17 protein-coding genes are annotated in these 25,374 nt (G+C 59.1%); 11 read left to right on the top strand and 6 right to left on the bottom strand.

From position 1 onward, the window contains the following. Positions 1-10: 10 nt before the first annotated feature. Positions 11-1,669, bottom strand: a complete 1,659-nt coding sequence (locus OHL20_RS01970; protein WP_263381537.1) for an alkaline phosphatase family protein — start codon at positions 1,667-1,669, stop codon at positions 11-13. A 31-nt stretch (positions 1,670-1,700) separates the two neighbouring features. Continuing rightward, positions 1,701-2,534, bottom strand: coding sequence for a hypothetical protein (locus OHL20_RS01965; RefSeq protein WP_263381536.1), 834 nt, complete (start codon positions 2,532-2,534; stop codon positions 1,701-1,703). 106 nt (positions 2,535-2,640) lie between these two features. On the opposite strand from OHL20_RS01965, the gene serS reads away from it, so the two are divergent. The 3 genes from serS to OHL20_RS01950 are packed head-to-tail and all read left to right on the top strand — an operon-like array spanning position 2,641 to position 5,068. After that, entirely contained in the window at positions 2,641-3,969 is a 1,329-nt protein-coding gene (serS, locus tag OHL20_RS01960) for a serine--tRNA ligase (protein ID WP_263384929.1), read from the top strand. Between the two features lie 3 nt (positions 3,970-3,972). Beyond that, positions 3,973-4,353, top strand: coding sequence for a hypothetical protein (locus OHL20_RS01955; RefSeq protein WP_263381535.1), 381 nt, complete (start codon positions 3,973-3,975; stop codon positions 4,351-4,353). Positions 4,354-4,384: 31 nt separating this feature from the next. Beyond that, complete coding sequence (locus tag OHL20_RS01950) at positions 4,385-5,068, top strand: LolA family protein (protein WP_263381534.1); 684 nt, start codon at positions 4,385-4,387, stop codon at positions 5,066-5,068. Positions 5,069-5,150: 82 nt separating this feature from the next. Here the strand turns inward: OHL20_RS01950 and OHL20_RS01945 are convergent, their stop codons facing one another. Beyond that, the gene (locus OHL20_RS01945) at positions 5,151-6,620 is read right to left on the bottom strand and encodes an ArnT family glycosyltransferase (protein ID WP_263381533.1); all 1,470 of its coding nucleotides are present in this window, start codon (positions 6,618-6,620) and stop codon (positions 5,151-5,153) included. A gap of 125 nt (positions 6,621-6,745) precedes the next feature. On the opposite strand from OHL20_RS01945, the gene OHL20_RS01940 reads away from it, so the two are divergent. The 3 genes from OHL20_RS01940 (at position 6,746) to pruA (ending at position 13,226) form a co-directional block, all read left to right on the top strand. Continuing rightward, positions 6,746-10,288 carry a polysaccharide deacetylase family protein gene (locus tag OHL20_RS01940; protein ID WP_263381532.1) on the top strand — a complete coding sequence of 1,181 codons (3,543 nt, stop codon included), beginning with the start codon at positions 6,746-6,748 and terminating at the stop codon, positions 10,286-10,288. Positions 10,289-10,374: 86 nt separating this feature from the next. Further along, on the top strand, positions 10,375-11,556 hold the full coding sequence (locus tag OHL20_RS01935) for a Gfo/Idh/MocA family protein (RefSeq protein WP_263381531.1): 1,182 nt from the start codon (positions 10,375-10,377) through the stop codon (positions 11,554-11,556). Between the two features lie 44 nt (positions 11,557-11,600). After that, positions 11,601-13,226, top strand: a complete 1,626-nt coding sequence (gene pruA / locus OHL20_RS01930) for an L-glutamate gamma-semialdehyde dehydrogenase (protein ID WP_263381530.1) — start codon at positions 11,601-11,603, stop codon at positions 13,224-13,226. Positions 13,227-13,293: 67 nt separating this feature from the next. On the opposite strand, the gene OHL20_RS01925 is transcribed toward pruA, so the two are convergent. Beyond that, on the bottom strand, positions 13,294-13,950 hold the full coding sequence (locus OHL20_RS01925) for a response regulator transcription factor (protein ID WP_263381529.1): 657 nt from the start codon (positions 13,948-13,950) through the stop codon (positions 13,294-13,296). Between the two features lie 283 nt (positions 13,951-14,233). Here OHL20_RS01925 and OHL20_RS01920 point away from each other — a divergent pair, with 283 nt between their 5' ends. From OHL20_RS01920 to OHL20_RS01910, 3 genes are all read left to right on the top strand, one after another. Then, a complete protein-coding gene (locus OHL20_RS01920; protein ID WP_263381528.1) occupies positions 14,234-15,880 on the top strand; it encodes an FAD-dependent oxidoreductase in 1,647 nt (548 codons plus the stop codon). Continuing rightward, the gene (locus OHL20_RS01915; protein ID WP_263381527.1) at positions 15,880-17,367 is read left to right on the top strand and encodes a sensor histidine kinase; all 1,488 of its coding nucleotides are present in this window, start codon (positions 15,880-15,882) and stop codon (positions 17,365-17,367) included. The genes OHL20_RS01920 and OHL20_RS01915 overlap by 1 nt, the downstream gene beginning before the upstream one ends. Before the next feature lie 123 nt (positions 17,368-17,490). Then, complete coding sequence (locus tag OHL20_RS01910; protein ID WP_263381526.1) at positions 17,491-17,829, top strand: hypothetical protein; 339 nt, start codon at positions 17,491-17,493, stop codon at positions 17,827-17,829. A gap of 42 nt (positions 17,830-17,871) precedes the next feature. Here OHL20_RS01910 and OHL20_RS01905 read toward each other — a convergent pair whose 3' ends face one another. Together OHL20_RS01905 and OHL20_RS01900 are read right to left on the bottom strand one after the other, a co-directional pair. Then, positions 17,872-19,272 carry an alpha/beta hydrolase family protein gene (locus OHL20_RS01905; RefSeq protein WP_263381525.1) on the bottom strand — a complete coding sequence of 467 codons (1,401 nt, stop codon included), beginning with the start codon at positions 19,270-19,272 and terminating at the stop codon, positions 17,872-17,874. Between the two features lie 72 nt (positions 19,273-19,344). After that, positions 19,345-22,893 (bottom strand): TonB-dependent receptor, encoded by a 3,549-nt coding sequence (locus tag OHL20_RS01900; RefSeq protein WP_263381524.1) that lies wholly within the window; start codon positions 22,891-22,893, stop codon positions 19,345-19,347. 342 nt (positions 22,894-23,235) lie between these two features. On the opposite strand from OHL20_RS01900, the gene OHL20_RS01895 reads away from it, so the two are divergent. Both OHL20_RS01895 and OHL20_RS01890 read left to right on the top strand, forming a co-directional pair. Continuing rightward, positions 23,236-23,997, top strand: coding sequence for an SDR family NAD(P)-dependent oxidoreductase (locus OHL20_RS01895; protein ID WP_263381523.1), 762 nt, complete (start codon positions 23,236-23,238; stop codon positions 23,995-23,997). 27 nt (positions 23,998-24,024) lie between these two features. After that, positions 24,025-25,281, top strand: coding sequence for an ROK family protein (locus tag OHL20_RS01890; protein WP_263381522.1), 1,257 nt, complete (start codon positions 24,025-24,027; stop codon positions 25,279-25,281). Positions 25,282-25,374 lie beyond the last annotated feature (93 nt).

Raw genomic sequence — 25,374 nt, 5'->3', positions numbered from 1 at the left:
GTGGCTGCGGCTAAGGCTTTGCCACTACCTTATTAGGCTGTGCCTTGAGGGCCTCAATCACTACGTGGCCGACGGCGGCGGAGGGGCGGTTGACGCCGAGGAGTGAGGCGAAGGTGGCGGCAATGTCTACGGGCTGGACGAGATCGTGGTAGGTGCCGGGGACGAAGGGTGAGCCGAAGAAGGCCAGGGGGACGTGGCGATCGTAGGAGTACGGGGTGAAGTGATTGGTGCCGTGGGTTCCGGCCAGCTCGTACATGCCGAAGGTGACCATGACGTACCAGCCGCCGTTGGGGGAGTAGCTGTGGAGGATGCGTCGGCCTTCGTCGGTCGCGGGGACGTCGCCGGCGGCCATCTGCTGCTTCGTGTAGACGTGGCGGATGAGGGGGCGCGCGGGAAGGCGTTGCTGGCTTGGGCTATCGGGCTGGGCGGGGAGGGTGGCTTCCAAGGCTGCGGGGAGGAGGTCGGCTGCGGCCTGCTCGGCTTCCTTTTCGGAGATCTTTATGTCGGAGAAGGCGCGTGGGTCGAGGGCTAGATAGGGAAGCTCCTGCGCTTTGAAGAGATAGGCCTTGCCGGTGGTGGCGAAGTGCTGGTTCATGCTGGCGTTGAGGGCTGTCTGCAGCTTGCCGAGGTCGAGGCTGGAGGCGGGGATGCCGAGTTTCGCGGCTTCGGCAGGGATGGGCGCGACGCCGTGGTCGCCGGTGAGGGCTACCCAGACGTTGGGGAGGCCGCCGTCAACGTGGGTGTTGAGCCAGGTGAAGAAGTCGTTGAGGTGGGTGTCGGTGGCGTCGATCATGGCGCGCTGCTCGGGTGCGTCGGGGCCGACCTGGTGGCCGAGGATGTCGGTGGAGGAGATAGAGATGGTGAGGACGTCGGTGACGTCGTGCTTGCCCATTTGCTCGGCGGCTACGAGGGACTTTGCGAAGTCCAGCAGGTAGGAGACGGAGGCGGGGCTGCGGCCTACGGTGTTGTAGAAGTCGCCGGTCTTGCCGTTGGCCTCCTTGATGGCCTGTGCGGCGCGGCCGCTGTTGTTGAAGGCCTGGACCCAGGCGGGAAGCTGCGGTCCCCAGTAGGTGGAGGAGACGAACTTGCCGGAGGCGTGATCGAGCCAGAAGGCACCGTTCGAGGCGTGGCCGGAGGTGAGGATGGCGGCGCGGTCTTTGAGGGAGATGCCGAAGAGCTTGGACTGGCCGCGGGTCGCGAGGACGACCTCGTCACCGAGGGTGGAGGCGAGTTCGTTGCGCGGGGAGGTGCCGACCTGGGGGCCGTCATCGTTGCCGACAAGGGAGTATTGCTCGTCGTCGACGGAGCTGACGGGGTGGGTTGTGGAGCGTTTGAGGTCCCACCACTCGTTGAGCGAGATGCCGTGGCCGTCGGTGTAGGCACCGGTGCCGATGGTGGAGTGGCCGGGGGCAGTCATGGTGTTGGCGTAGTCGTAGTAGCAGTCGGTGAAGTAAGCGCCCCGGTTGAGGAAGAGGTTGAAGCCGTTGGGGGTTTTGAAGTCGGCGCGGTAGCGGTCGAGGTAGTCGCCGCGGAACTGGTCGAGGACCAGGATGATGACGAGCTTGGGCCTGGCGTTGTAGGCCTCTGCGCTGGCGGGTGTGGCGGCGGGGAGCGCGAGCAGGAGCGTGAGGAGGGCAGAGGCGTACTTTCGCATGGACTTAGGGTACAACGGGGCTTCTGCCGAGCCGGATAGGAGGTGCTTATTTGTAGAAGGTGATGTTGTGCTGTGTGGCATACTGCTGGGCGTAGTCGGCGATCTGCTTGAGCTTGCCACCCTGATTTCCGGAGCACCGGGGGCATTGGGGGCGAAGCTCCTGCTGTGCGGGCCTGTGGTTGAGCAGATTGAGGTGGAGGAGCACCTGCTCCATGTAGCTGGTGCAGAGCTCCTGGGGCCAAATGTGGTCGGCGTGGTAGGTGTTGGCTGGAAAGCGGTGGGAGGGATCGCTGTGGCAGCCGTTCGCAATGCCGAGCTGCTGAATCCGGTAGCCCTCGGTACTGGTGACCTTCGGGCCTGAGGACTGGATGGCGTCGACACCGACTTTTCCTTCAGAGACGCCGTTGATCAGCATGAATACCTCGAGCTTCATGTTTGCGTCGCTGTTCAGCCATTTGACGATCTCGGTTGAGGTCATGCTGTTGAGCCGCCGCACGGTTGCCGCCTGCTGATAGGAGCAGGAGTTGCATTGAGGGCGGAGCATATAGGTCTTGGCGTTAACGTCTTTGCCCTCGAAGGCGACGTCTAGGGCGGCGCGCGCGCTGATATTCAATTCGGTGGGCGGGAAGTGATCGCCGACCCAGGGCTGATCGGCATCGATCTCAAGGCGCGTGTTGCAGGTATGGCAGCCCAGCCTTTGGCCGATCTCGTTGGTTGCGGCCTTCATCTGCGGGGTGAGGGAGAACTGGTTCCAGCGAATCGCAATTCCAGTGCCGCCAGCGGCGACCCAAGCGGGTTTGCTTGTGTTGCTCTGAAACTCTTCGAGAAGAAGCTGGCGCAGCCTGATCTCTACGGGATTGATTGCTGCGGGAGCGGCCATAGTTACCCTCGTGACCAAACCAGCATACGTGATGACTTGTCGTTGAGAGGGTTGTGGGACCTGAGCCAGGCAAAGGTGATGGTGGAAGACGGTAGAATCTTAGGTGATGATTGACCTTGGGTATGTTCGGGCTAACTTTGGCCTTGTGGAAGAGAAGTTGCGAGCGCGTGGGGCTGATCCTGCGGTGATGTTGAAGGACTTTGCGGCGATCGATCGGGAGCGTCGCGAGGCGATTACCGAGGCGGAGACGCTGAAGGCTGAGCGGAATCGGCTGACGGAGCAGATCTCCGAGTTGCGGCGTTCGGCTGGGGATGCGACGGCTCTGACGGAGGAGACGAAGGGGCTGAAGGTTCGCGGTGAAGGACTGGAGGCTGCGGCTGCTGCGGCGGATGAGCGGCTGCGGGAGATGATGCAGGGGCTGCCGAATCTGCCTGCGGACGATGTGCCGCTGGGCAAGAGCGAGCACGACAATGTGCAGGTGAAGGTGTGGGGCGAGAAGCCCGCCTTCGACTTCGCGGCGAAGGCACATTGGGAGATCGGGGAGGCGCTCGGGATACTGGATTTTGAGCGGGCGGCTAAGATCTCGGGTTCACGGTTTGTGGTGCACTTCGGGCAGGGAGCGCGGTTGGAGCGGGCGCTGGCTAACTTCATGATCGACTTGCATACGGGGGAGCATGGGTATACCGAGGTGCTGCCACCCAGTGTGGTGAATTCGAAGAGTCTGTTTGGGACAGGGCAGTTGCCGAAGTTTGCCGAGGACTTGTTTCACTGCGACGACAAGGGCGCCTATGAGGCAGGGAAGTACCAGGATAACGATCACTGGCTGATCCCGACGGCTGAGGTTCCGGTGACGAACCTGCTGCGCGATGAGACCTTGCAGGAGGCCGAACTGCCGATCTCGTTTTGTGCGTATACGCCTTGCTATCGGAGTGAGGCGGGGAGCTATGGCAAGGATGTTCGCGGGATGATCCGGCAGCACCAGTTTCAGAAGGTGGAGCTGGTGAAGTTTGTGCGGCCAGAGGATTCTTCGGCGGCGCATGAGGCGCTGACGCGGCATGCGGAGACGGTGCTGGAGAAGCTGGGCCTGCCGTATCGGCGGATGCTGCTGTGTACAGGCGATATGGGATTTTCGGCGGCGAAGACCTTTGATCTGGAGGTATGGCTGCCGGGGCAGGGGCTGTATCGGGAGATTAGTTCTTGCTCGAACTTTGAGGCGTTTCAGGCTCGGCGGGCGAATATCCGGTACAAGGCTGTCGGGCAGAAGAAGTCTGAATTTCTACATACGCTCAACGGCAGCGGACTGGCAATTGGGCGGACTTATCTCGCGGTGCTGGAGAATTATCAGCAGGCGGATGGGACGGTTCGGGTGCCGGAGGTGCTGGTGCCGTACATGGGTGGCGAGACGGTGATCGGGAAGCAAGCGGGGAAGCGGTAGACCATGTTCAAGCTGGTGAGCAGATATTTCTGGTGGACGTATGAGCGGGGTAGCCTGCACTACGACGTGATGGTGACGGTGATCCTGCTATTCCTGTTTGTATCGCCGCACTTTATCAACTTCAAGGACCGGCCGGTGACCACGGTCGCCACGCATGCGAGTGAGGTGCTGGTGCGCGAGGCGGGTAGCGTGGGGAACACGGCGCGGTTTCTGTACCAGGTGCGGACAGAGGATATGGGCGCGGCGAAGACGGATGCCGAGGTGCGGAGTGCGATCCTGCGCGTGGTGGAGCCGATTTCGGGCGAAGTGGCGATTGAGAAGTATGAGCCGGTGAACGATCCGTCTGGACGGCTGATTGCGTATAACGTATGGGTGCTGCGGTAACGAAGATCCGGGTGATGGCGTCTTAGGAGTGATGATGAAGCTTCGGTGTGTGGTGGCGTTTGCGGTGATGATGACGGGGGGAGCGTTGGCGCAGGCTCCTGCGGCGCATCTGGCGGGGGTGCTGAGCCAGATGGATGCGGCGAGCGCGAAGTTCCAGTCAGCTGAGGCTGACTTTCAGTGGGATTTTTATGAGCGGGTGACGCGGTCGACCTCGACGCAGGCTGGGACGATCTTCTTTCAAAAGCAGAAGAGCACGACGGAGATGGGCGCGAAGATGACGACGCCGGGCTTGAAGTTCCTGAGCTTCAAGGAGAATGGACTGCAGATCTATGATCCGGGTCCGAATACGCTGTTGAAGATTTCGACGGCAAAGAACGGAGCGCAGGTGGAGAGCTTCCTGACGCTTGGGTTTGGGGGAAGCGGACGGGATCTGGAGAAGGCGTGGACGATCAAGGATCTGGGAGCGGAGACTGTGGATGGTGTTTCGACAGCCAAACTGGACCTTGTGTCGAAGGATCAGAATGTGCAGAACATGTTCTCGCATGTGACGGTGTGGATCGATCTGGCACGTGACATTTCGTTGCGGCAGGAGTTCTTTACACCTTCGGACGATAAGCGGACGGCGATCTATAAGAACATTCGCTATAACGGCAAGGTGGATAAGAAGCCGTATGAGATTAAGACGAACTCTAAGACGAGTGTGTCGAATCGGTAGGGTGCGGGGTGAACGCAGGTTCCCTTTGGAAATGACATCAGAACGGCAGAGGCAAGAACAACCGCAGATCCTTCGACTTCGCTCAGGATGACAGGTTTGTGGATGGATCAGGGGCGGATTCCTTTTGGCGGCTGAAGAGTATGGACGCGGCCAGAAAGACGATGGGGAAGAACTCGAGGGTGTAGCGAGGTTCTGAATTGTCGAGGGTCAGCAGTAAGGCGCAGCGCAGAGTGATGGAGGCGAGCATAGCCCAGGCGAGGGCGGCTCGCCCGTTCCATTTGCGGCGGTGCCACAGGAACACGCCGATGCCTGCGAGCACGAAATAAGCCAGGTTGAGCGCGGCGTAGGCGGTGCCGAAGGCTGTCTGGGCGTGGTGCTCGCTCCATTTCCACCACTCGAGGGAGATGGGGAGCATCTCGAGGCGGGGACGCAGGGCCATGTTGATGAGGCGAGCTGCCGGGAGCGCGAGATAGTAGCGGATGGGGTCGGCGGTGATGCGCTCGTGGGCTAGTTCGGCGAAGCGGGATTCGAGGGCAGGGGTGTCGTTCGAGGTGTCGTTGTAGTCGTTGAGGAGGGCTTCGGTGCGAATGTACTGGGCGTCGGAGTCGAAAGCGCGGTTGGGGAGGTCGGTGATTTGGATGGGGCCGCCGTCGTAGTTCCAGTACACGTCTTCTGTGGAGGTGAAGTCGATGGCCCAGGTGCGGTACCAGCGCTGGAAGTCTAGAGGGATCTTCTCGCCGGGGTCGGTGGCGTAGCGCGGGGCGAGTGGCTGGAAGACGTGGAAGGTGCGCTGGTTGCGGAGGGTCCACGGGATGAGCGGGAGCAGGATGCAGATGGCTGCTGTGACTACGGGTAGGGCGCGCTTCGTGAGGGAGACGTTGTCGACCCCACCCTTTCGCGGTAGGGCTGCGAAAGGGTGGGGCGGCCGGGATTTGATTGCGAGCCAGAGCATGGCGGGGAGGATGGCGGCGGCGAGGAGGCCTTGCTCGGGCCGGAGGAGGATGCTGTAGGCGAGGGTGATTGTGATGACCCAGAGCCAGCGGTTGGGGCCATGGTCAGTGGTGCTCCAGCGCTCGAGTGCGTAGAAGGCGAGGGTGATGCAGGCGAGGGTGAGGGTCTCGGTGAGAGGGGCGGCGACGTAGCTGGCGGTGAAGGGGCAGAGGGCTGCGAGCCAGAGGGCGGCGACGCGGGCGCGGGGACCGAAGAGTCTTCCGGCGAGGGCACTGATGAGGAGGCAGGAGACCAGGTCGATGACGGTCTGCACGTACATGACTGCCGTGTAGGCGCTGAGGCCGAAGATGCGGAAGCAGGCCACGAGGAAGAGTGGGTAGCCGGGGAGGCGAATGAGGGTGGGCTTGGGGACGCCCGCATTCATGACAAAGCCGTAGACGTTGTGCTGCATCCAGTTGATGGCGATCTCGCCGTAGATGAGGGTGTCGCCGTCGATCCGGGCGGTGTGGGTGATGAACCAGTGGCGGAGGGCGAAGCCGATGGCGAGCGCGGCGGCGATGTGCAGCCAGAGGGTGCGGCGCTGATTTGTGAGAGGGTGCATCGCTTCGCATCATACTGTGAACGCGAGCGGTGGTGTGTCGTGGATGGTTCGTTGACTCAGGGGACGGTGCTGCATACGATGGCGTTAGTGAGAGACGCAGGACAGAGCGGGCAATTTCCCAACACATGAGCGATCCAGTTTTCTACGACCCGCAACGAAAGCGCTGGAAGCGTCTGCGGCGCATCTTCGACGTGCTCGCTCTGCTCGGCCTCGTGGTGGGAGCGCTCTTCGTGGTGGGATTGCTGCGGATGAAGCCGCTGCCGGAGCTCTTGCTGCCGATGCAGAAGCGGAACTTCCGCACACTGGCGCACCAGGCGACAGACAACAAATCCGGGCAGAAGCTGCATCGTGCTGCGCACCGACGAACGGATCGGAAGCCTTCGGAGATTCCGTTCAACTCGGGTGAAGGTCTGCGTGCGGCGTACTACGTTGAGGATGACCCGGCCAGCTATTCTTCTTTGAAGCAGCATGTGAAACAGATTGACCTGCTGTTTCCTGAGTGGCTGCACATGGTGACGCCGGATGGGTCGCTGACGGCGTACTCACTCGATAATCGGCCGTATCCGGTGGTGGATGCGGCGGGTGTGCACCTTGTGGATCGCGAGAATAAGGTCGCTCGGGTGATCTCGGACGCGCACGAAGATACGGAAGTCTTTCCGCTGATCAATAACTACGACCCGACGGTCAACAAGTTTTTGCCAAACATCGGCGAGTTTCTGAAGAACCCGGTAGCGCGTCAGAACTTCATCCAGCAGATTGACACATTTCTGGCGAAGAACCCTAGCTATCGTGGACTTTCTCTGGACTTCGAAGAGATTCCCACCGAGGCGCAGCCGGGCTTTCAGGCCTTGGTGGCAGCGCTCTATGCGGACTTCCATCCGCGAAATCTTCGGTTGTACGTGAATACGCCGGTTGCTGATGATGACTTCAACCTGAAGTACATCGCCGACAACTCCGACGGCCTGCTGCTGATGAACTACGACCAGCACCAAACGGAGAGTGAACCGGGTCCGATTGCGGCGCAGGATTGGTTTGTCGACAATCTAAAGCGCGTTCTGAAGACGGTGCCGAAGGAAAAGATTATCTGTTCGCTGGGCAGCTATGGCTACGACTGGGTCTCCCAGTTGCCGACGGAGGCCTCGGCTGTCAAGGGGAAGAAGAAGGCTACACCGGCGGCTCCGAAGTTCCTGTACGCGCAGACTGTGTCGACGCAGACAGCATGGCAAGCGGCGTTCGACTCTGCGTCGCAGATCGATCTTGATGATGACTCGCTCAACGTGCACTTCGCGTATGACGACAATGACGCGCACATTCGCCACCAGATCTGGTTTCTGGATGCGGTGACGGTGCTGAACCAGATGCGTGCGGCCCAGGCGTTGGGGTTGCAGACGTTTGCGCTGTGGCAGCTTGGGTCGGAAGATAACTCGCTCTGGAAGATCTGGGACAGGCCGGGGCATGCCGATCCTGCAAAGGACCTGGCGAGTGTGGACCCCGGCTACGACGTGGATACAGAAGGGAATGGAGACATCCTGAGGGTGACGCGTAAGCCGCAGATTGGGCGTCGCGAGATCACTATGGATGATGACGACGATGTTCCGTTAGCGTCGCGGTCGGTGACGCAGGAGCGGATGGAGTCTTATCCTCTGTCGTACACGATCGAGCAGTATGGCTACCAAGCGAAGAAGGTCGCGCTATCGTTCGACGATGGACCTGATCCGACGTGGACGCCGAAGATCCTCGACATTCTGAAGAAATATGGTGTGTCCGGTACCTTCTTCATGATCGGGGAAGAGGCGCAGGATAACGTCGGCGTGATGAAGCGGGTGTATCGCGAAGGGCATGAGATTGGCAATCATACCTATACGCATCCAGACATCAGTGAAATCTCAAACCGATCGATCGACCTGCAGCTGAACTTCACGGAGCGGTTGTTCGCTTCGAAGCTGGGCGTGCAGCCGCTCTACTTCAGGCCTCCCTACTCGATTGACCAAGAGCCGGATACAAATGATCAGGCTGCCCCGGTGGATCGCATCGAGGGCCTTGGCTACATCATTATCGGCAACAAGATCGACACGAATGATTGGGACGAGCATCCGCGGAAGTCTCCCCAAGAGATTACGGATAGCGTCTTCGACGCCATCGCGCAGATGGATGCGCGGCCTTGGACTCGGGGATCGATCATCCTGCTGCATGATGGTGGTGGGGATCGCTCGCCGACGATTGCGGCGCTGCCGGTTCTGATCGAAACGCTGCGTGCGCGCGGGTATGAGATTGTGCCGGTGTCGCAGCTTCTTGGAAAGACCCGCGCGGAGGTGATGCCTGCGCTTACATCGCGCCAGCGGTGGCAGGCTGCGGTCGATTCAATTGCGTTCTTCTTCATCAGCTTTTTCAACCACTTCGTGATTGGCGTGTTCTTTGTCGGCGATGTGCTGATGAGTGCGCGGCTCATTGTGATTGGTGTGTTTGCTGTTATCGATCGTCTCCGTAAGCGGAAGAACTTTGCAACGGCGGACTACTTGCCGCGGGTTGCTGTGCTGATTCCGGCTTACAACGAAGAGGTGGTGATCGTGCGGACGATCCGGTCGGCGATGATGTCGACCTACAAGAACATCCGCATTATCGTGATCGATGACGGGTCAAAGGATCGGACGAGCCAAGTGGCACGCGATGCGTATCCGGCGGATATCGAGTCCGGCCGGCTGACGGTTTTGACGAAGCCGAATGGCGGCAAGGCCGATGCGCTGAACTATGCGCTTGAACGGATTGACGAAGACATTTACGTTGGCATCGACGCGGATGGTGTGATCGCCCATGATGCGATTACGAAGATGGTCTGCCACTTCGCGAACCCGAAGATCGGGGCGGTGGCGGGAAATGCGAAGGTTGGCAACAGGGTAAATCTGTGGACGCGGTGGCAGGCGTTGGAGTACATCACGAGCCAGAACTTTGAGCGGCGAGCCTTGGACCTCTTCGATGTGGTGATGGTGGTACCGGGGGCGATCGGCGCGTGGCGGACGGCGGCAGTCCGGGCCGGTAACGGCTACCACACCAACACGGTGGCTGAGGATGCCGACCTGACGATGAACCTGCTGGAGCAGGGATACTCGGTGATCTATGAGGACCAGGCGCTGGCGTTTACCGAGGCCCCGGTCAACATGGATGGGCTGATGCGGCAGCGGTTCCGCTGGTCGTTCGGGATACTCCAGGCGATCTTCAAGCACCGTGGTGCGATTCGTCAGCATCGAGCGATGGGGCTGTTTGCGCTGCCGAATATCCTGATCTTCCAGATCTTGCTGCCGCTGGTGTCGCCGCTGATCGACCTGATGTTTGTGTTCGGGGTCATCCACTATCTTGTCGACCGGCACTTCCATCCGGAGACGGCTTCGACGACAAGCTTCTACAAGCTGCTCGGCTTCTTCCTGGCGTTCACTGTGATCGACTTTTGTGCGTCGGCGCTGGCCTTTACGCTGGAACGGAAGAACAAGGCGAGCAAGGGTGACTTCTGGCTTCTGTTCCACATTTGGATTCAACGATTCACGTATCGACAGGTGTTCTCGCTGGTGCTGTTCAAGACCGTGAAGCGGGCGATCGACGGTAAGCCATTTGCGTGGGACAAGCTGGATCGAACGGCGAAGATGTCGAAGTCTACCGAGAAGATGATGCAATAGGTCGGTCGACTTACTCCTCAGCGGAGAGGATGCCAGAGTGTACCGCTCGCTGGTACTATCATCGGGATCCAAACTAGAGGAACGTAATGTCTTTTAAAGCTGATCGGCGTAGCTTCATTATCGGGAGCGGACTCACGGCTCTCGCTTCGACAAAAGCGTTCGGTGCAAACGATGTGCTGCGGGTCGGCGTGATCGGCGCGGGTGGCCGGATGCGGAACCTGCTGGATTCAGCGGATGCGCTCGGCGGCTATGAAATTGTTGCAGTGAGTGATGTGTATGCTCCGCACTGCGACGCTGTAAAGGCCAGGGCGAATGCTACGGGGGCTACGTCGCATGTGGACTATCACGAGGTTCTGAATAACAAGGGTATTGATGCGGTACTTATCGCGACGCCGGACCATTGGCATGTTCGGGTTGCAACGGACGCGATCGCTGCCGGTAAGGATGTGTACCTCGAGAAGCCGGTGACGCATACGCTTGAAGAAGGTGCGCCGCTCATTCATGCGGTGCGATCGAGCAAGCAGATCTTGCAATGCGGTATGCAGCAACGCAGTTGGAGCCACTTCCGCAATGCGGTGGATTTGATTCAGGGTGGAAGCCTTGGGCGGATCACGCAGGTGAGAACATACTGGTGGCAGAACTACGGTTCCAGCGGCGGTTGGACGGCTATGAAGCCGATGGATGCGAGCCTGCTGGATTGGAAGCGATGGCTTGGCGGCGCACCGGACCAGGCGTTCAGCGTGGAGAAGTACAGCCGCTGGCGCTGGTACTGGAACTTTGGTGGCGGCGCGATGACGGACCTGTTCGCACATTGGATCGACGTGGTGCATTGGGCAATGAAGGCCGACCAGCCCGTGATGGCGCAGATGCTCGGCGACAAGTATGTGTTTGAGGAGTGGGATTGCCCGGATACGCTGCAGGCGGCGTTTCGCTACCCCGGCTTCGACGTGGTGTACGAGGGGATGATGAGTTCGTCGATCGATGATGGCGGGCTGGATTTCCGTGGAACAGAGGGAACGCTGAAGCTTTCGCGTAGCGGATTTACGCTCTATCGGGAGAACATCAAGAGCGATCAGAATCCCGTGCTGACGGAACGTAGCTTCAGGGATGGAACGATCGCGCACATGGAGAACTTCTTTGCCTGTATCAAGAGCCGTCGTGAGCCGAATGCGCCGGTCGAGGCTGGTGTAGCAGCAGCGCGAGCGGGACATATTGGAAATCTTGCGTACCATCGCGGGGGGCAGACGGCCTGGCCGGTGAAGACATAGGCGGCCAGGGAATGCTGCACGGCTGATCGCGGTAAAATCGCAAGATGACTACTGCTGCTGCGGCTTTGCTTGCCTCGCTCCCTTCCTTCAAGAATGAAGAGTTTCTGGACTTTACCGATGCGGCGAATCGCCGTGCGATGGAGGAGGCGTTGGCTACGGTCGGCGGCCGCCTTGGTCGAGAGTACGACATGGTCGTCGGTGGGCGACGACTCAAGACGGATGGAAAGATTACCTCGGTCAACCCAGCGCGACCTGCGCAGGTGATTGGTGTTCATCAACGTGCGGAGGCCGAGCACGCGGAGGCTGCGGTTGAGGCGGCGCGGGTGGCGTTCGCGGGCTGGAGTCGCGTTCCGGTGGTCGAACGCGCAGAGCTACTGCTGAAGGTTTCGGCTCTGGTGCGGGAGCGGAAGTTTGCATTCTGCGCATGGCTGACCTTCGAAGTAGGCAAGAACTGGGCCGAGGCGGATGCCGATGTTGGCGAGACGATCGACTTTCTGGAGTTCTACGCGCGTGAGGCGCTGAAGCTGGATGGAGTGGCGACGCCGATCCAGATGCCGGGTGAGCGGAATCGGCTACGGTATGTGCCGCTTGGCGTGGGTGCGGTCATTCCGCCGTGGAACTTTCCGCTGGCGATTATGGCGGGTATGACAGCGGCAGCTATCGTGTGCGGAAACACGGTAGTTCTCAAGCCCTCCGTCGATGCGCCGACGATTGCAGCGGAGTTCATGAAGCTGCTGGAAGAGGTCGGGCTGCCGGATGGGGTGGTGAACTTCTGTCCGGGTGAAGGGCCGGGATTTGGGAGCGCAATCGTGGCGCATCCGGAGGTTCGGTTTATCGCGTTTACAGGATCGAAGGCGGTTGGTCTCGAGATCCATGAGAGCGCGGCGAAGGCCAAGCCGGGTCAGATCTTTATCAAGCGGACAATTCTTGAGATGGGTGGGAAGGACGCCATTATTGTGGCGGCGGATTGCGATCTGGATTCGGCTGTCGAAGGGGTTGCCGCGAGCGCGTTCGGGTTTAGCGGGCAGAAGTGCTCAGCGTGCTCGCGCGCGATTGTGGCGGCGGAGGTCTACGACGCCTTCTGCGAAAAGCTGCAGGCGAGGGTGGACACGATCAAGGTTGGCGATCCGGCGGATAATTTTTACGGCGGCCCTGTGATCAGCGACAAGGCGTATCAGCGCGTGCTCTCGTACCTGGAGATTGCGAAGGGCGAGGGGCGCCTGCTGAATGGTGGAAGCGCGATTGAGAAGGATGGCGGATACTACGTCGCGCCGACGGTCGTTGTGGACGTGGCACCTAATGCGCGGATCGCGCAGGAGGAGATCTTTGGACCGGTGCTGGCGGTCATCAAGTCGACGTCGATTGACCAGGCGCTGCAGATTGCGAACAGCACGGAGTATGGTCTTACCGGGGCGATCTACTCGGGATCACGCGCGACGCTGGACCGCGCCAGTGAGGAGTTCCAGGTAGGCAATCTCTACCTCAACCGAAAGTGCACCGGAGCGATGGTAGGGGCGCACCCGTTTGGTGGTTTCAATATGAGCGGGACGGATTCAAAGGCGGGTGGCCCGGATTACCTGCTGCTGTTTACGCAGGGTAAGTCGGTTGCGGAGAAGGTGGGCGGGGCCACGGTAAAGGAAGCGATGGAAGAGGAGTTGATGGGAATTTAGCCAGGTGGCGCGCAGCGGTCACAAGCGGATAGGTGCTCGTATGGGCGCTTATCCGCTTATTTTTGCGCTAGGCGGTTTTCTTCTGGAGGAGGGTTCCGGCTTTGGCGGCGGCGTCGGCAAGGATGCGGTGGTGGAGGGTGAAGAGGGCCAGTTCGAGACGGTCGGACACACCGGTCTTGTCGTAGATGCCGCGCAGGTAGTTCTTGATGACCTGTTCCTTGGTGTTGAGTTGTAACGCGATGTCCTTGTTCTTGCAGCCCTGCACGATGAGGGCGACGATCTGCATCTCTTTGGGCGTGAGGCGATCGCGGACGCGGGCTCCCACGGTGTCGGTAGCCGTCATCGCGGTGATGTTGGAGTGATGAACGTAGCGCTGCCCACGAGCGACGCGGCGGAGACAATCGACGAGATCCGATCCGCTGATATTCCTGCAGACGATGCCGTCGATTCGCGAAGCGATCTCTTCGGCGACCTCTTCCGTGTTCTCCGTAACGAGAATCGATCGGCTGCCAGCGGCCTGGGCGCGGGAGAGGACCTGGTCTACATTCAGCATCATGCTGGTCGAGAAGAGAACGATGACGCTGCGGAATTGATCGATCGCGGCGAGAAGGCGAGCGGAGTCTTCACATTGTGCGACGATGCGCATGTCGTCTTCGACGGCCAGGACGCGGGCGGCGCCGGATCGGAAGATAGCCTGGTTGTCCGCGAGTATGAGCCTATTCATGGTGTCGATCTCCTGCGGCATAAGCTCTCCTGTCCGCAGTCACCTCATCGGCGGCTATCCGGGTGCTTCCTCGTCATGTCTGCTATTCGTACAAGTCTACGCCCGATTTTAAGACTGAGCGTAAACGTCGGTGCGCATGGCGCAACAATCGAAGCGCTTCGTGGGATAGAGGTTATTGGCGCGGATTCCTTATAGATGGCAGGTAAATTTTTCTGAAGCGTTCGACCGGTCAGACCACTCCAATCTATGGGCATTTTTATTACAAATGCGCCATAGTAGAGCTATGCCTAAACCGATACTGTTAGCGATTGATGATGACACGAGCGTCCTGGAAGCAGTTGTTCAGGATCTGCGTCGCCATTACGGCCAGAACTACCGCATAATCCGTGCTGTTTCCGGAGATTCCGCGCTCGAAACCTGTGTTCAATTGAAGCAGCGCGAGGAGACGGTGGCGTTATTCCTCTCCGATCAGCGCATGCCCGGGATGAGCGGGATTGAGTTCCTGCAGCAGGCGATGGTGCTCTTTCCCGATGCAAAGCGGGTGCTGCTGACGGCTTATGCGGATACGGAAGCGGCGATTCGCGCGATCAACGCCGCGAAGATCCATTACTACCTGAATAAGCCCTGGGATCCGCCTGAGGAGAAACTTTATCCGGTGCTGGACGATCTGCTGGAATCCTGGAAGCAGGGCTATCGGCCAGCCTATGAAGGTATCCAGGTGGTCGGGATGCGGTGGTCGGCGGCGGACTACCAGGTGCGCGACTTTCTGGCCCGACACCGGGTCGAATATAAGTGGCTGAGTCCGGAGTATTCCTCGGACGCGCTGGAGTTGTTGAAGAAGAAGGGGATCGACGACTCGAAGATGCCGGTTGTGCTCTTTGGGGACGGAACGGTGCTGCTGCAGCCCTCGCCCCAGGAACTTGCGGCGAAACTTGGTCTGCCGATGCAGGCGAAGCAGGATTTTTACGACGTGATCGTGATTGGCGCAGGGCCGGCTGGCCTGGCGGCAGGGGTATACGGAGCTTCTGAGGGTTTGCGCACGCTGATTGTTGAAGGTGAGTCTGTGGGCGGGCAGGCAGGGTCGAGCTCGAAGATCGAGAACTACCTGGGCTTTCCGCAGGGGCTGAGCGGCGACGAGCTTGCGAAACGCGCTTATCTTCAGGCACAGAGGTTGGGAGCCGAGTTTCTGACGCAGCGGGTTACCGCGCTGCGTTGCGAGAACAACTACCATGTCGTGCAGATGGCAGACGGGCGCGAACTTACCTGTCATGTTTGTCTGGTAGCGACTGGCGTGTCGTATTGCAAACTGGATATTCCGGGGGAAAGCAAGTTCTCAGGAGCGGGTATGTATTACGGCGCGGCGCTCACCGAGGCCAAAGGGTGTGCCGAAGAAGAGATATATATCGTCGGTGGAGCGAACTCGGCTGGTCAGGCGGCGATGCACTTCTCTCGTTTTGCCTCAAAGGTCCATATGCTGGTTCGCGGCGAGTCGCTGGTGAAGAGCATGTCGAAGTACCTGATCGATCAAATCGAGGCTGTGCCGAACATTGTGGTTGAACCGTTCACGGAGGTCGTCAGCATGTCGGGCGACACGCACCTCGAGTGCCTAACCTTGAAGACGCCGAACGGAGAAGAGCGGCGGGCGGCGAACTCTCTATTCGTATTTATCGGAGCGTCTCCGAAGACCGACTGGTTGCCAAAGACGATAGCCTGCGATCCCAAGGGCTTCATCCTTGCAGGACCTGACCTGAAGGCGAGGGCTGCGAAAGAGTGGACTCTGGAGCGTGATCCGTACCTGCTTGAGACGAGTGTGCCGGGCATCTTTGTTGCTGGCGATGTCCGTTTCAACTCGGTTAAGCGATGTGCTTCTGCGGTTGGCGAGGGCTCGATTGCGATTCAATTTGTACACCAGTACCTGGCGACCCTGTAATGGTAGAACTGCGTGAGGATATGAGCGAAAGTACACTGATTGCCGATGCAAAACTTGGACGGGAACTAGACGCAGATACGGTGGCGAAGCTGCGTAATGTTCCGATTCTCCAGTCACTGGCTGTCGATAAGCTGGTTTGTCTCGAGAATGCAGACAATGTCTATCTGAAGGACGCCGAAACCGTGGCGGTGCAGGGCGAAGTCGCGCACTTTTTCTGGATCCTGCTCGACGGAGAGTTGCGGGTTTCTCAGGTCACCACGGAGGGCCATGAGATGAACATGTATGTGCTGCCTCCGGGGTCTGCTTTCGGTGAAGTGCCGCTGCTGGCAAATTTGCCAACTGCCGTAAACATCCGCTCCGTTGCTAATACGCGCCTGCTTCGGCTCGATGAGGACGGATTCTGGACGTTGATGACTGCGTGCCCAGAGGTCCGCAAGGCGATCCTTGGAAATATGGCGATGCGCATCCAGAAGATGCAGAGCATCGTGATCCATCAGGAGAAGATGGCATCTCTGGGAACGTTGGCTGCGGGCCTGATGCATGAGTTGAACAATCCCGGCGCGGCGGCACGACGTGCGGCTTCACAGCTTCGCGAGAACCTGATGCGTCTCCATGCGCTGTCCGCTAAGTTTACGCGGATCAAGATGACGCAGGAACAGAAGGAATGCATTCTGGACTTGCAGGCGTACGCGCTTTCTGTAAAAGCGCCGCTACGGATGAATTCGCTTGAGCAGAGCGATGCCGAGGAAGCGCTTGCCGAGTGGATGGAAACTGCCGAAATTGAGAATGCGTGGAAGTTGGCGCCCACACTGGTGTCGATCGGTATCGATGCAAAAGGTTTGATGTGTGCACATTCGGAGTTCCCGGCGGGCGAGTTCTCGGATGCGTTGAGCTGGCTTGAGGCGATGGTCTCGAGCATGCAGCTCGTGGCTACGATCGAGGAGAGCATCGGGCGCGTGAGCGACCTCGTCCATGCAGTAAAGTCATACGCCTATGAGGGCAAGGGGCAGAAGCAGACGCTTGATGTAAACGATAGTATTCATGCGACGCTGGTCATCCTTGGGCACAAGTTTCGTGAGAAGGAAATCGTGCTGGAAAAGGATTTTGCGGCCGACCTTCCTCTGCTGAATACAGAGTGCTCGGGGCTGAATCAGATTTGGACGAATTTGCTCGATAATGCGATCGATGCCGTGTCGCAGAAGGGCCACATCAAGATTCGCACCTGGACCGAGGTGATCGAGAAGGATTCGACTACTTCGCAGAAATACATCGGCATCAGCGTTACGGATAACGGGTCGGGCATACCGATCGTGTGCCAGCGCCAGATCTTCGATCCGTTCTATACGACGAAACAGGTAGGTGTCGGAACGGGTCTCGGTCTGGGCATCGTGCACAGGATTGTGGAGCAGTTTGGCGGGCGCATCCTGTTCTCATCGGAGCCGGGAAATACCGAGTTTGTGGTGCGGCTGCCGACAGGAACTGCATAGATTCCTGTCAAAGAATTTACGTTTCCTTGCGCAACTTTATTCCTTAGAAACATTTCATGGCTCCTCGCGTTCGTATGAGTGATTGCGCTGCTTTTAGAGAGCGCAGACGAAAGCGAGGATGTGATGAGATTGTTCAAGTTTAGAGATGGAATACTGACGCTGGTCGCTGCAGCAACGCTGTTTACGGCTGGATGTGCGCAGCGCGCGTACTATGTCGCACCGCCTCCACCACCGCCGGGGCCGTCGCCACTGGTTGCAGAGGCAGAGCAGAACGGCTTCCGCGCTGGAGCCGATGCTGGTGCACGTGACGCCTACAACGGCTATGGATATGCGCCTAAGCGTGATCGCGCGTTCCATGAGACGCCCGGCTACGATCCGCGCTTTGGACCGTTTGGACCGTACCAGGGTTATTTCAGGGGTGCTTACCTGCGCGGCTACCAGCAGGGGTTCTATCGCCGATAGCAACCTTGCCGTCCCGCCTGTACAGAGTGGGACGGTTAACACTCATTGCAGCATTGCCTGTGTCGGCGCAGCATGGAGATAGCGGCTCGCGAAGGTAATAAACGTCGGCCAGTTGGGGCCGGGAGTGTGGCCTCCACTGTGCTGGCGGAAGGCAAGGTCGCCAGCGATCAGTGGCGTCTCGATCGCCGGAAGTTCTGTGGTGGCGAGGTCCTTCTTACCGAGCAGGCGATAGACAGGGCCCGCAGCAGCGGTCGCCATGAACATGCCGCGAGAGTCTGCCCAGCCGTCCCCTTCGGTCGCTCCTCCGCCGATGAAGACCGGACGTGGCGCGCAGAGATCGATGAGGTCATGCGCGTCGACGGGCAAGTCGTTCGGTGTGAGCGGACCGGCGTACTTGAGGAAGTTGCCAGCCATCCAGTGGTACTCGTTGGTGCCTGCTACGTTTTCGAGGGTCTCGCCCCAGTTGCGCCTGCTGAGCTTGGCGCCACCTGCTCCTGAGGAGCTGACGTACGCGATGGCGAATCGCGGGTCATATGCCATCGCAACGAGCGTGGCTTTGCCGTAGCGTGAGTGGCCTTCAATGCCAACCTGCTTTGCATCAACGGATTTGTCTGTCTCGAAATAGTCGAGCGCGCGACTTGCGCCCCATGCCCAGGCGCGCAGGGCACCCCAGTCGTCGAGCTTGCGTGGCTGGCCGTGATTGACGAGCCCGATGATGCCCTCGGTCAGACCTGCGCCGTTATCAGCCTGAATACTGCCGGGGACGATTGTGGCGTAGCCCCAGCCCTTCGCAAGGACCTGCTGCTGCCAGGTCGGGCCAGGTGGCGGAGGAGGTGGTGCAGGTGCGCCGGGACGGCGCGGAAAGCCACCGATGAAACTGAGCTCCATGATGACGGGAACGGGACCGGTGGCGTTGGCCGGTGTGACGAGTTCGAGCTGAATGCCTACCGTGACCAGTGGATAAGCGGAATTATCGACATGACCGATGAGACTCTTCGTGGTGATCGGGAAGTCGCCGTTCGTACCGGGCTTGGTGGAGGTTACCTCCCACGTGACCCGCGGAGTGTGTGCGGGAGCGCGGCCGTATACCTCGCGGTCAAAGAGTTCGACGATCTCGGGGCGTCGCTGTTTCCACCAGGCGTCTGCGGTGGTTACCTTCTTGCCATTTTGAAGGAGGAGCGGGTCGGGAAGACTTGAAGAGGGGTTAGCTTTCGACTCGTCATAATTCGCAGCGAACGGAGAGTCCGGGCTGCCGTCACGACCTCGACGGATCGTGGTCATGTGAAGCAGGTCCATGGTGCGCTGATGGTCCTGCTCGGCAGTGAGGTGCACGACGCCGGGAGGGCTGCCGGCGGTCTGCGCGATCAGGCGGCTACTCTGTGGCACAAGCAGTGCAAGAAGTGCGAGGCGCGTAGACCATGTTGTGAACGAATGATGTGCCATATAGCCTTTCTTATTTGATCAGCGAAAGAGGCAGCCCCTTGAGGAGCTGCCCCGGAACTAAGTGGAACGATATCAGAAGTTGAAGCGACCGCTGTACTGCAGCGAACGCGTGTTGCCGAAGGTTGTGATGTAACCATTCACTGCCGAGGTAACGCTTGCATTCGGATTGGTGGTGAGCTGGGCATGGTTGAGCAGGTTGAAGCCTTCGACGCGAACCTGGAAGGAGCTCTCGCGGAAGACATGGAAGGAGCGAAAGACGCTGGCATTGACCAGCGTTGTGCCCGGTCCGCGAAATTCATTTCTGTGAGTGTTGCCGAAGGAACCGGCTGCGGGCTGTGCGAAGGATGTGGGATCAAAGAAGGCTTGGCCGCCGCTCACTGGGCTGCTTGATCCCTGCGCGTGCCCGCCAAGCTGACGATACGGCTTGACGAGGTCAGCGAAGACCGAGGTTCCTGCAGCATTGAGGTTGTTCGTTGCCGTTACGGAAAACGGAGCGCCGCTGACGTGGCTCATCGTGGTGTTGAGTTGTAGGCCACCGAAGACCTTCGAGGCAATCCCATCGTGAAGGAGCATCTGCCCGCCGCCGAATGGCAGGTGATAGATGGACCAGAACTGGAGATTGTTGGGATGATCGTAGCCGGCACTGGCACGATTTCTGCTGAAGTACTGCGGCAGGGAGAACGATGCGCCGTTGTAACTACTGTTATCGGAGAAGTTGAAGGCGTGCGACCAGGTGTAGATAAGGCCGAACTGTGCGAGACGACCGGCACGCCTGGTTAACTGCGTCTGTAGGCCGTTGTAGTTCGAGCTGAACGCGGGGGTGGCCGCGCCGACGTCGGTGTTGTTGTAGCAGGCGGCCTGCGTGTTGTTCGCCACCTGCGGGCAATGCAGCGTGTTCAGAACCCGGTTGACGTTGAACGAGCAGGGTGTCTTGGTGGTGGTCTCTGTGCTCGAGTAGATTCCGTTCTGATCGCAGAGCGTTGCGGAGGAGGGTAGGGGGGCGGGGTTGATGTCCAGGCTGGTGATCTGCCGGATCTCGTGGGTCCCTACATAGCCGAGTTCAAAGACGAACTGGTTGCCGAGATCCTGCTCGATAAACAGGTTCCAGCTCTCGATGTAGCCGCGGCGAAACTTCTGGGGAATGGTGGTCGTTGTGACGCTGACGGGAAGTGAGGTTGAACCAGAGGAAAAGTTCGGGGCTGCGACCGCAGGTATACCCACGGCCAGCGTCAGCGGAAGATTGTTCTGGCTGGTGTCGACAGCGACTCCAAAGGCGTTGACGCCAGCGTAGTTCTGCGCAAGGTCTACAGGATAGGTGTCACGGAGGAAGCGGAAGTTATCCGGGTCTTCGGTGATGCCTGCGCCGGAACGAACTACGAGGTGCTCATTGACACGGTAGGCGATGCCGAGGCGAGGAACGACGAGGCCCATGCCGACGTCGGTGCCTGCGTTGTTCGGTACGCCATTAAAGCCACCAGCGATCACATTCGACGCGAGAGGCAGGGTTGGGTCGAAGCGGAAGATACCCTCATGGTCGCGCGTAGGGGCTGGGTAGTATTCGTAGCGCGCGCCGTAGTTGAGCGTGAGCTTCTTGGTGATCGTCCATTGATCCTGGGCGTAGAAGGAGAAGGCGGACCAGCGGAGTGCGTTGGTAGCGATGAGGCCGGTGGCCTTCGCGACGCTGTTCGGATCGCCGAGTTCGAAGTCAGCAAGCGAGTTGTAAATGTTGGGATTCGCGCCTCCGTTGAGCGCGGTGAGGTTTCCAGTAAACATGAAGCCGCCGCGTGGATTATTAATACCGCTGCCGCTGGTGGGCTGGAAGTGGTTCAACGCGAAGTGGTAGTACTCTGCTCCGTACTTGGTGGCGTGCTTGCCCTTGGTATAGCTGACGTTGACGTTGCCGGTGTACTGGTTGTCCCGGAAGAGGAAGGGACTTGAACCGTTGCTGTTGCCGAGTGAGGAGAACCCGTTCGAGAAAGCGAAGACCGGGATGCCACCCTGCAGTGTGGTCGGTCCGTTGGTTCCGGGGATGCCGAGCGTGGTCAGGCCGTAGGAGCCGAGTGCGATGTCATCGGCCTGCGCGCCGGTGCGCTGGCGGGTGTAGCCGAAGTTCGAGTCGAGGACAAGATTCGGTGTGAAGATGTGCGTTGCACCCAGACCAACGTTTTGAATGCGCCCCGAAGCGGAGCCGGGCTGGCCTCCATCGAAGGTACCGCCGCCTGCTGCGCCCAGTTCCTGCGGATCGGTCAGAGAGTCAGGCGAGATGCTGTACCGACCAAAGAAGGTGGTATTTGCGCTGGCGTTGTAGCTGATCTTCGCGTCGATGGCCTCGCGGTTGTAGGCAGCGGTTGCGGTCCCGAAGAAGTCATTGTTCAGCTTGGTGGTGGTGTAGTCGGGATTGGTGATGGTTGCAGCGATCGGCTGCAACAGAGCCAGCATCTTGGCTGCCTGCGGGGACATACGTGATGCGGGAATGCCGTTGATTCCGTATTCCTGGAGGAACGTCAATCGTCCGGTTCCGTTGGCATTGCCAGTAGCAGGATCGTAGAGAGTGGTGTTCGTCGCGGAGAAATTACCGGCAATGAGGGCAGGGGTCGGTACGGTCTGAAATCCGCTGATGAGGGAACGGCGGGTTGTGCGCTCGAAATCGCCAAAGAAGAAGAGCTTATCCTTCTTGATTGGGCCGCCGACGGAGAAGCCGTACTGGTTGAAAACGTTTTTGGGAACGCGGGGAACTGATGCTTGTGTGGCCGTGTAAGCGCGGGCGTTGGTGTTGAAGATCTGGTTGTACTCCCAGACGCTGCCGTGAAGCTTGTTGGTACCGCTCTTGATCTGAACGTTGATCGACGATCCACCCGCAGTACCCTGCTCTGCGTTGAAGGAGTTGGTGACGATATTCACGTTGCCAATCGAATCGGCCGGCGGGACATACGCGATGATGTAGGGCAGCCAGCCGTAGGTGTTGACGGCACCGTCGATGCGGGTAGTGTTGCTGGTGTCCGCAACGCCGTTGACGTTGACTGAGATCGCGCGTGCCGGGTTGGACGCGGTCGAGTTTTGCTCGGTCGGCGCAGCAACACCGGGAATGAGCGCATAGAGATTCTGGAAGTTGCGGCCTTGCGACGAAGTAATGGGAAGCTCGGCAATCTCTGTCTGCGAGATCTCGTGATTGACCTCGGCTGTTTCTGTCTGGAGGATTGGAGCGGCACTATTGACGGTGACTTCGGAGGACACGCTGCCCAACTGCAGCGTTACGTCGACACGGGATTGCTGGTTGATGCTGATCGCGACATTCTTCTCGGTGAACTTCGAGAAGCTCGCTGTCGGATTGATGGTGAGGGTGTACGGTCCGGCCTGCAGGTCGCGGATAACGTACTCACCATTCGAATTGGTGGTAGCGGTGCGCGACTCGTTGGTCGTCTGATTCGTCACAGTCACGGGAGCGTTTGGCACAACCGCGTTGCTGGCATCGGCCACCGTTCCTGTAATCGAGCCATACAGGACCTGGGCATGCGCCGCAGCCGACGGGATGAGAAGCGTGAGCAGCAGGGCCACGGCAGCGCTCCAACGCAACATCGATGCCTGTCTGTTCGTCGCGTGGTGTGAGATTCGGTGCATCATTCTGTTCCTCCGAAGGTGTTCGTACTGCGGGCGAGGCTTAGTTCGCTGCTGTCCGTTTGCGTTTGTTAATTACTTTCTACGCGACGCGAACTTTATCTATCGCCTGCAAGAACTGTCAAGAGTTTTCTAACGCGGTTTGACGGTAAAACAAACTTTCAATCGTTTTAGCTCGCACCTACCTAAGGTCGTGGCACCGAGGGGGCGCTCCCTCCTGGTGCAAGGAGGGCCCCGTTTGAGCGAAGCAGGTTCTACTTTCAAATGACATGGCCGATTTAGTTGTAGTACAAGTCATAATGATTAGGACGCCACGTATTTACCTTTGAAACGAGATTGTGAGTACTCATGTTTAATCTTGCGGGCAAGGTAGCCGTCGTTGTGGGCGGAACATCCGGGCTCGGAAAGGCGATCGCTATTGGCCTGGCCAAGGCAGGCGCAGACGTGATCGCATCCTCGCGTTCGCAGGCCCATGTTGAAGAGACCGCGCAGTCGATTGAAGCTGCAGGAGTGCGAACACTCCGCTTGGTGTCGGACGTGAGCGATCGGAGCTCTCTCGAAACGTTGCACGACTCGATTGTTGCTACCTTCGGTACGGTGCATATCCTCGTCAATGCCGCCGGAATCACAAGGCGCGTACCGACTCTCGAGTGTTCGGAGGAGATATGGCGTGACATAATGAACGTCAATCTCAACGGTACTTTCCGAGCGTGCCAGATCTTCGGGAAGACGATGCTTGCGCAAGGATACGGTCGAATTATCAATATCGCCTCGCTTTCCACGTTCATTGCGTTTCACGAAGTCGCTGCTTACGGAGCGAGTAAAGCGGCTGTCGGCGCACTGACGAAGTCGCTCGCTGTCGAATGGGGCGACCGTGGCGTTTGTGTCAACGCAATCGCTCCCGGCATCTTTCCGACAGAGCTTAACCGTGCTCTACTCGACTCGCCGCGCGGCCATGAACTTCTCACGCGCACACCGATGAAGCGCTTTGGCGATGTAGAGGATGTTGTGGGTGGGGCGATCTATCTGGCCTCCGCAGAGAGCTCCTTCACAAACGGTTCCATCCTGACGATTGACGGTGGCTATATGGCAAGTGGAGTCAACCAGTAAGCACATGCGACGAACGAGCCAAACCGCATGAAGCATTCCGCAAATACAGCCGGTCGCGGTGTTCGGCGTATCGATCTCGCCTATGTCGAGCTTGCTTCGAGTGAAAATGCGCGCGAGGTCAACCGAGACATCGTGCTTGAACTCATTCGCTCGAAGCAGCCTGTCGCTCGGGCCGATCTGTCCCGCCTTTCGGGCCTGCAGCCCAGCACGATCTCAGCGATTGTCGAGCAGTTGCTCGCCGAAAAATGGATTGTGGAAGGAGCTGTCGTTCGTCGTCCGCGAGGCCGCCGTCCGACACTACTCTCATTGAACGACGAACTGGTGATCATTGTTGCGGACCTGCGACCGCTGCAAGCCTTTCTCGCGATCGTCGACCTGAATGGAAGATTCCTCGCGCAGGAAACCGTGCCGATCGTCTCCGATCCAGAGCGTTCCATTGCTCGGATGATTGACGCGATGCAGGCCATGCGCGAACGGCATGCAAACAAGACCTTTGAAGGCGTCGGCATCAGTCTCCCTGGCCGCGTGCATCCTGAAACACAGCGCCTCATTCTTGCACCAAATCTTAAATGGTCTGACTACGACTTAAAGTCGGCGATCCAGAAGAAGCTGGACCTCCAGGTCGAGATGGACAACGCTGCCAATGCCTGCCTGCTCTCAGAGCTTTGGTTTGGCCGCATGGACGGTGTACGCAATGCCGTGCTGATCAGCCTGTCGGAGGGTCTCGGCACGGCGATACTTGCGAATGGTCAGATTGTCTCTGGCTTGAACGGGCTTGCAGGAGAGTTCGGTCACGTTCCGGTTGACCCATCAGGACCGGTCTGTGGTTGTGGGCAGCGTGGATGTTGGGAGACCTTTGCGTCTTCGAACGCAGCGCTCCGCTTCTATGCCGAACTGGTGCCGAAGTCGAACATTCGCACGATCCAGGAACTGCTACAGCTTACCGAAGAAGATGATGCCACGGCGATCGAAGCTGTGAGCCGTCAGGCGCGACATCTTGGTCGAGGACTGCGCCTCATCACCGCCGCACTCTCGCCTGAGTTGATCCTGATCACCGGTGCACTCACGACCTGCTGGAGCCGCTTCGGCGAAATCGTGCAGAAGGAGCTTACTGCCGGGATGCTTGCGGGAAGCGCTCCCAGGCTGGAGATTACCAAGGAAGGCGACCTTTCACGCCTGCGTGGCGCCGCTGCTGTCGTACTGCAGCGCCACTCGGGATATCACCGTTCCACCCATCTGTCGGGCATCAGCAAGACAAACCCAGACAGAACAGCTAAACCTTGAAAACGGGCATTTTCGCGGTCGATTAGCAGTTTCCGTCTTTGACAGACGTTCGTCTGATGGCATAAATTCGGGTCGCATACTATTCTTTTAGAG

Source organism: Granulicella arctica (assembly GCF_025685605.1).
GTDB lineage: Bacteria > Acidobacteriota > Terriglobia > Terriglobales > Acidobacteriaceae > Edaphobacter > Edaphobacter arcticus.
The sequence above is the reverse complement of the archived record's forward strand: the minus strand, read 5'-3'. Positions and strand labels throughout refer to the sequence as shown.

Bases quoted from the DNA above. Each gene is read 5' to 3' on its own strand.
- OHL20_RS01900 (WP_263381524.1), bottom strand. From the start codon at position 22,893: ATGATGCACCGAATCTCACACCACGCGACGAACAGACAGGCATCGATG.
- OHL20_RS01925 (WP_263381529.1), bottom strand. From the start codon at position 13,950: ATGAATAGGCTCATACTCGCGGACAACCAGGCTATCTTCCGATCCGGC.
- OHL20_RS01910 (WP_263381526.1), top strand. From the start codon at position 17,491: ATGAGATTGTTCAAGTTTAGAGATGGAATACTGACGCTGGTCGCTGCA.
- OHL20_RS01920 (WP_263381528.1), top strand. From the start codon at position 14,234: ATGCCTAAACCGATACTGTTAGCGATTGATGATGACACGAGCGTCCTG.
- OHL20_RS01905 (WP_263381525.1), bottom strand. From the start codon at position 19,272: ATGGCACATCATTCGTTCACAACATGGTCTACGCGCCTCGCACTTCTT.
- OHL20_RS01965 (WP_263381536.1), bottom strand. From the start codon at position 2,534: ATGGCCGCTCCCGCAGCAATCAATCCCGTAGAGATCAGGCTGCGCCAG.
- OHL20_RS01955 (WP_263381535.1), top strand. From the start codon at position 3,973: ATGTTCAAGCTGGTGAGCAGATATTTCTGGTGGACGTATGAGCGGGGT.
- pruA (WP_263381530.1), top strand. From the start codon at position 11,601: ATGACTACTGCTGCTGCGGCTTTGCTTGCCTCGCTCCCTTCCTTCAAG.
- OHL20_RS01950 (WP_263381534.1), top strand. From the start codon at position 4,385: ATGATGAAGCTTCGGTGTGTGGTGGCGTTTGCGGTGATGATGACGGGG.
- serS (WP_263384929.1), top strand. From the start codon at position 2,641: ATGATTGACCTTGGGTATGTTCGGGCTAACTTTGGCCTTGTGGAAGAG.
- OHL20_RS01890 (WP_263381522.1), top strand. From the start codon at position 24,025: ATGAAGCATTCCGCAAATACAGCCGGTCGCGGTGTTCGGCGTATCGAT.
- OHL20_RS01915 (WP_263381527.1), top strand. From the start codon at position 15,880: ATGGTAGAACTGCGTGAGGATATGAGCGAAAGTACACTGATTGCCGAT.
- OHL20_RS01895 (WP_263381523.1), top strand. From the start codon at position 23,236: ATGTTTAATCTTGCGGGCAAGGTAGCCGTCGTTGTGGGCGGAACATCC.
- OHL20_RS01935 (WP_263381531.1), top strand. From the start codon at position 10,375: ATGTCTTTTAAAGCTGATCGGCGTAGCTTCATTATCGGGAGCGGACTC.
- OHL20_RS01940 (WP_263381532.1), top strand. From the start codon at position 6,746: ATGAGCGATCCAGTTTTCTACGACCCGCAACGAAAGCGCTGGAAGCGT.
- OHL20_RS01945 (WP_263381533.1), bottom strand. From the start codon at position 6,620: ATGCACCCTCTCACAAATCAGCGCCGCACCCTCTGGCTGCACATCGCC.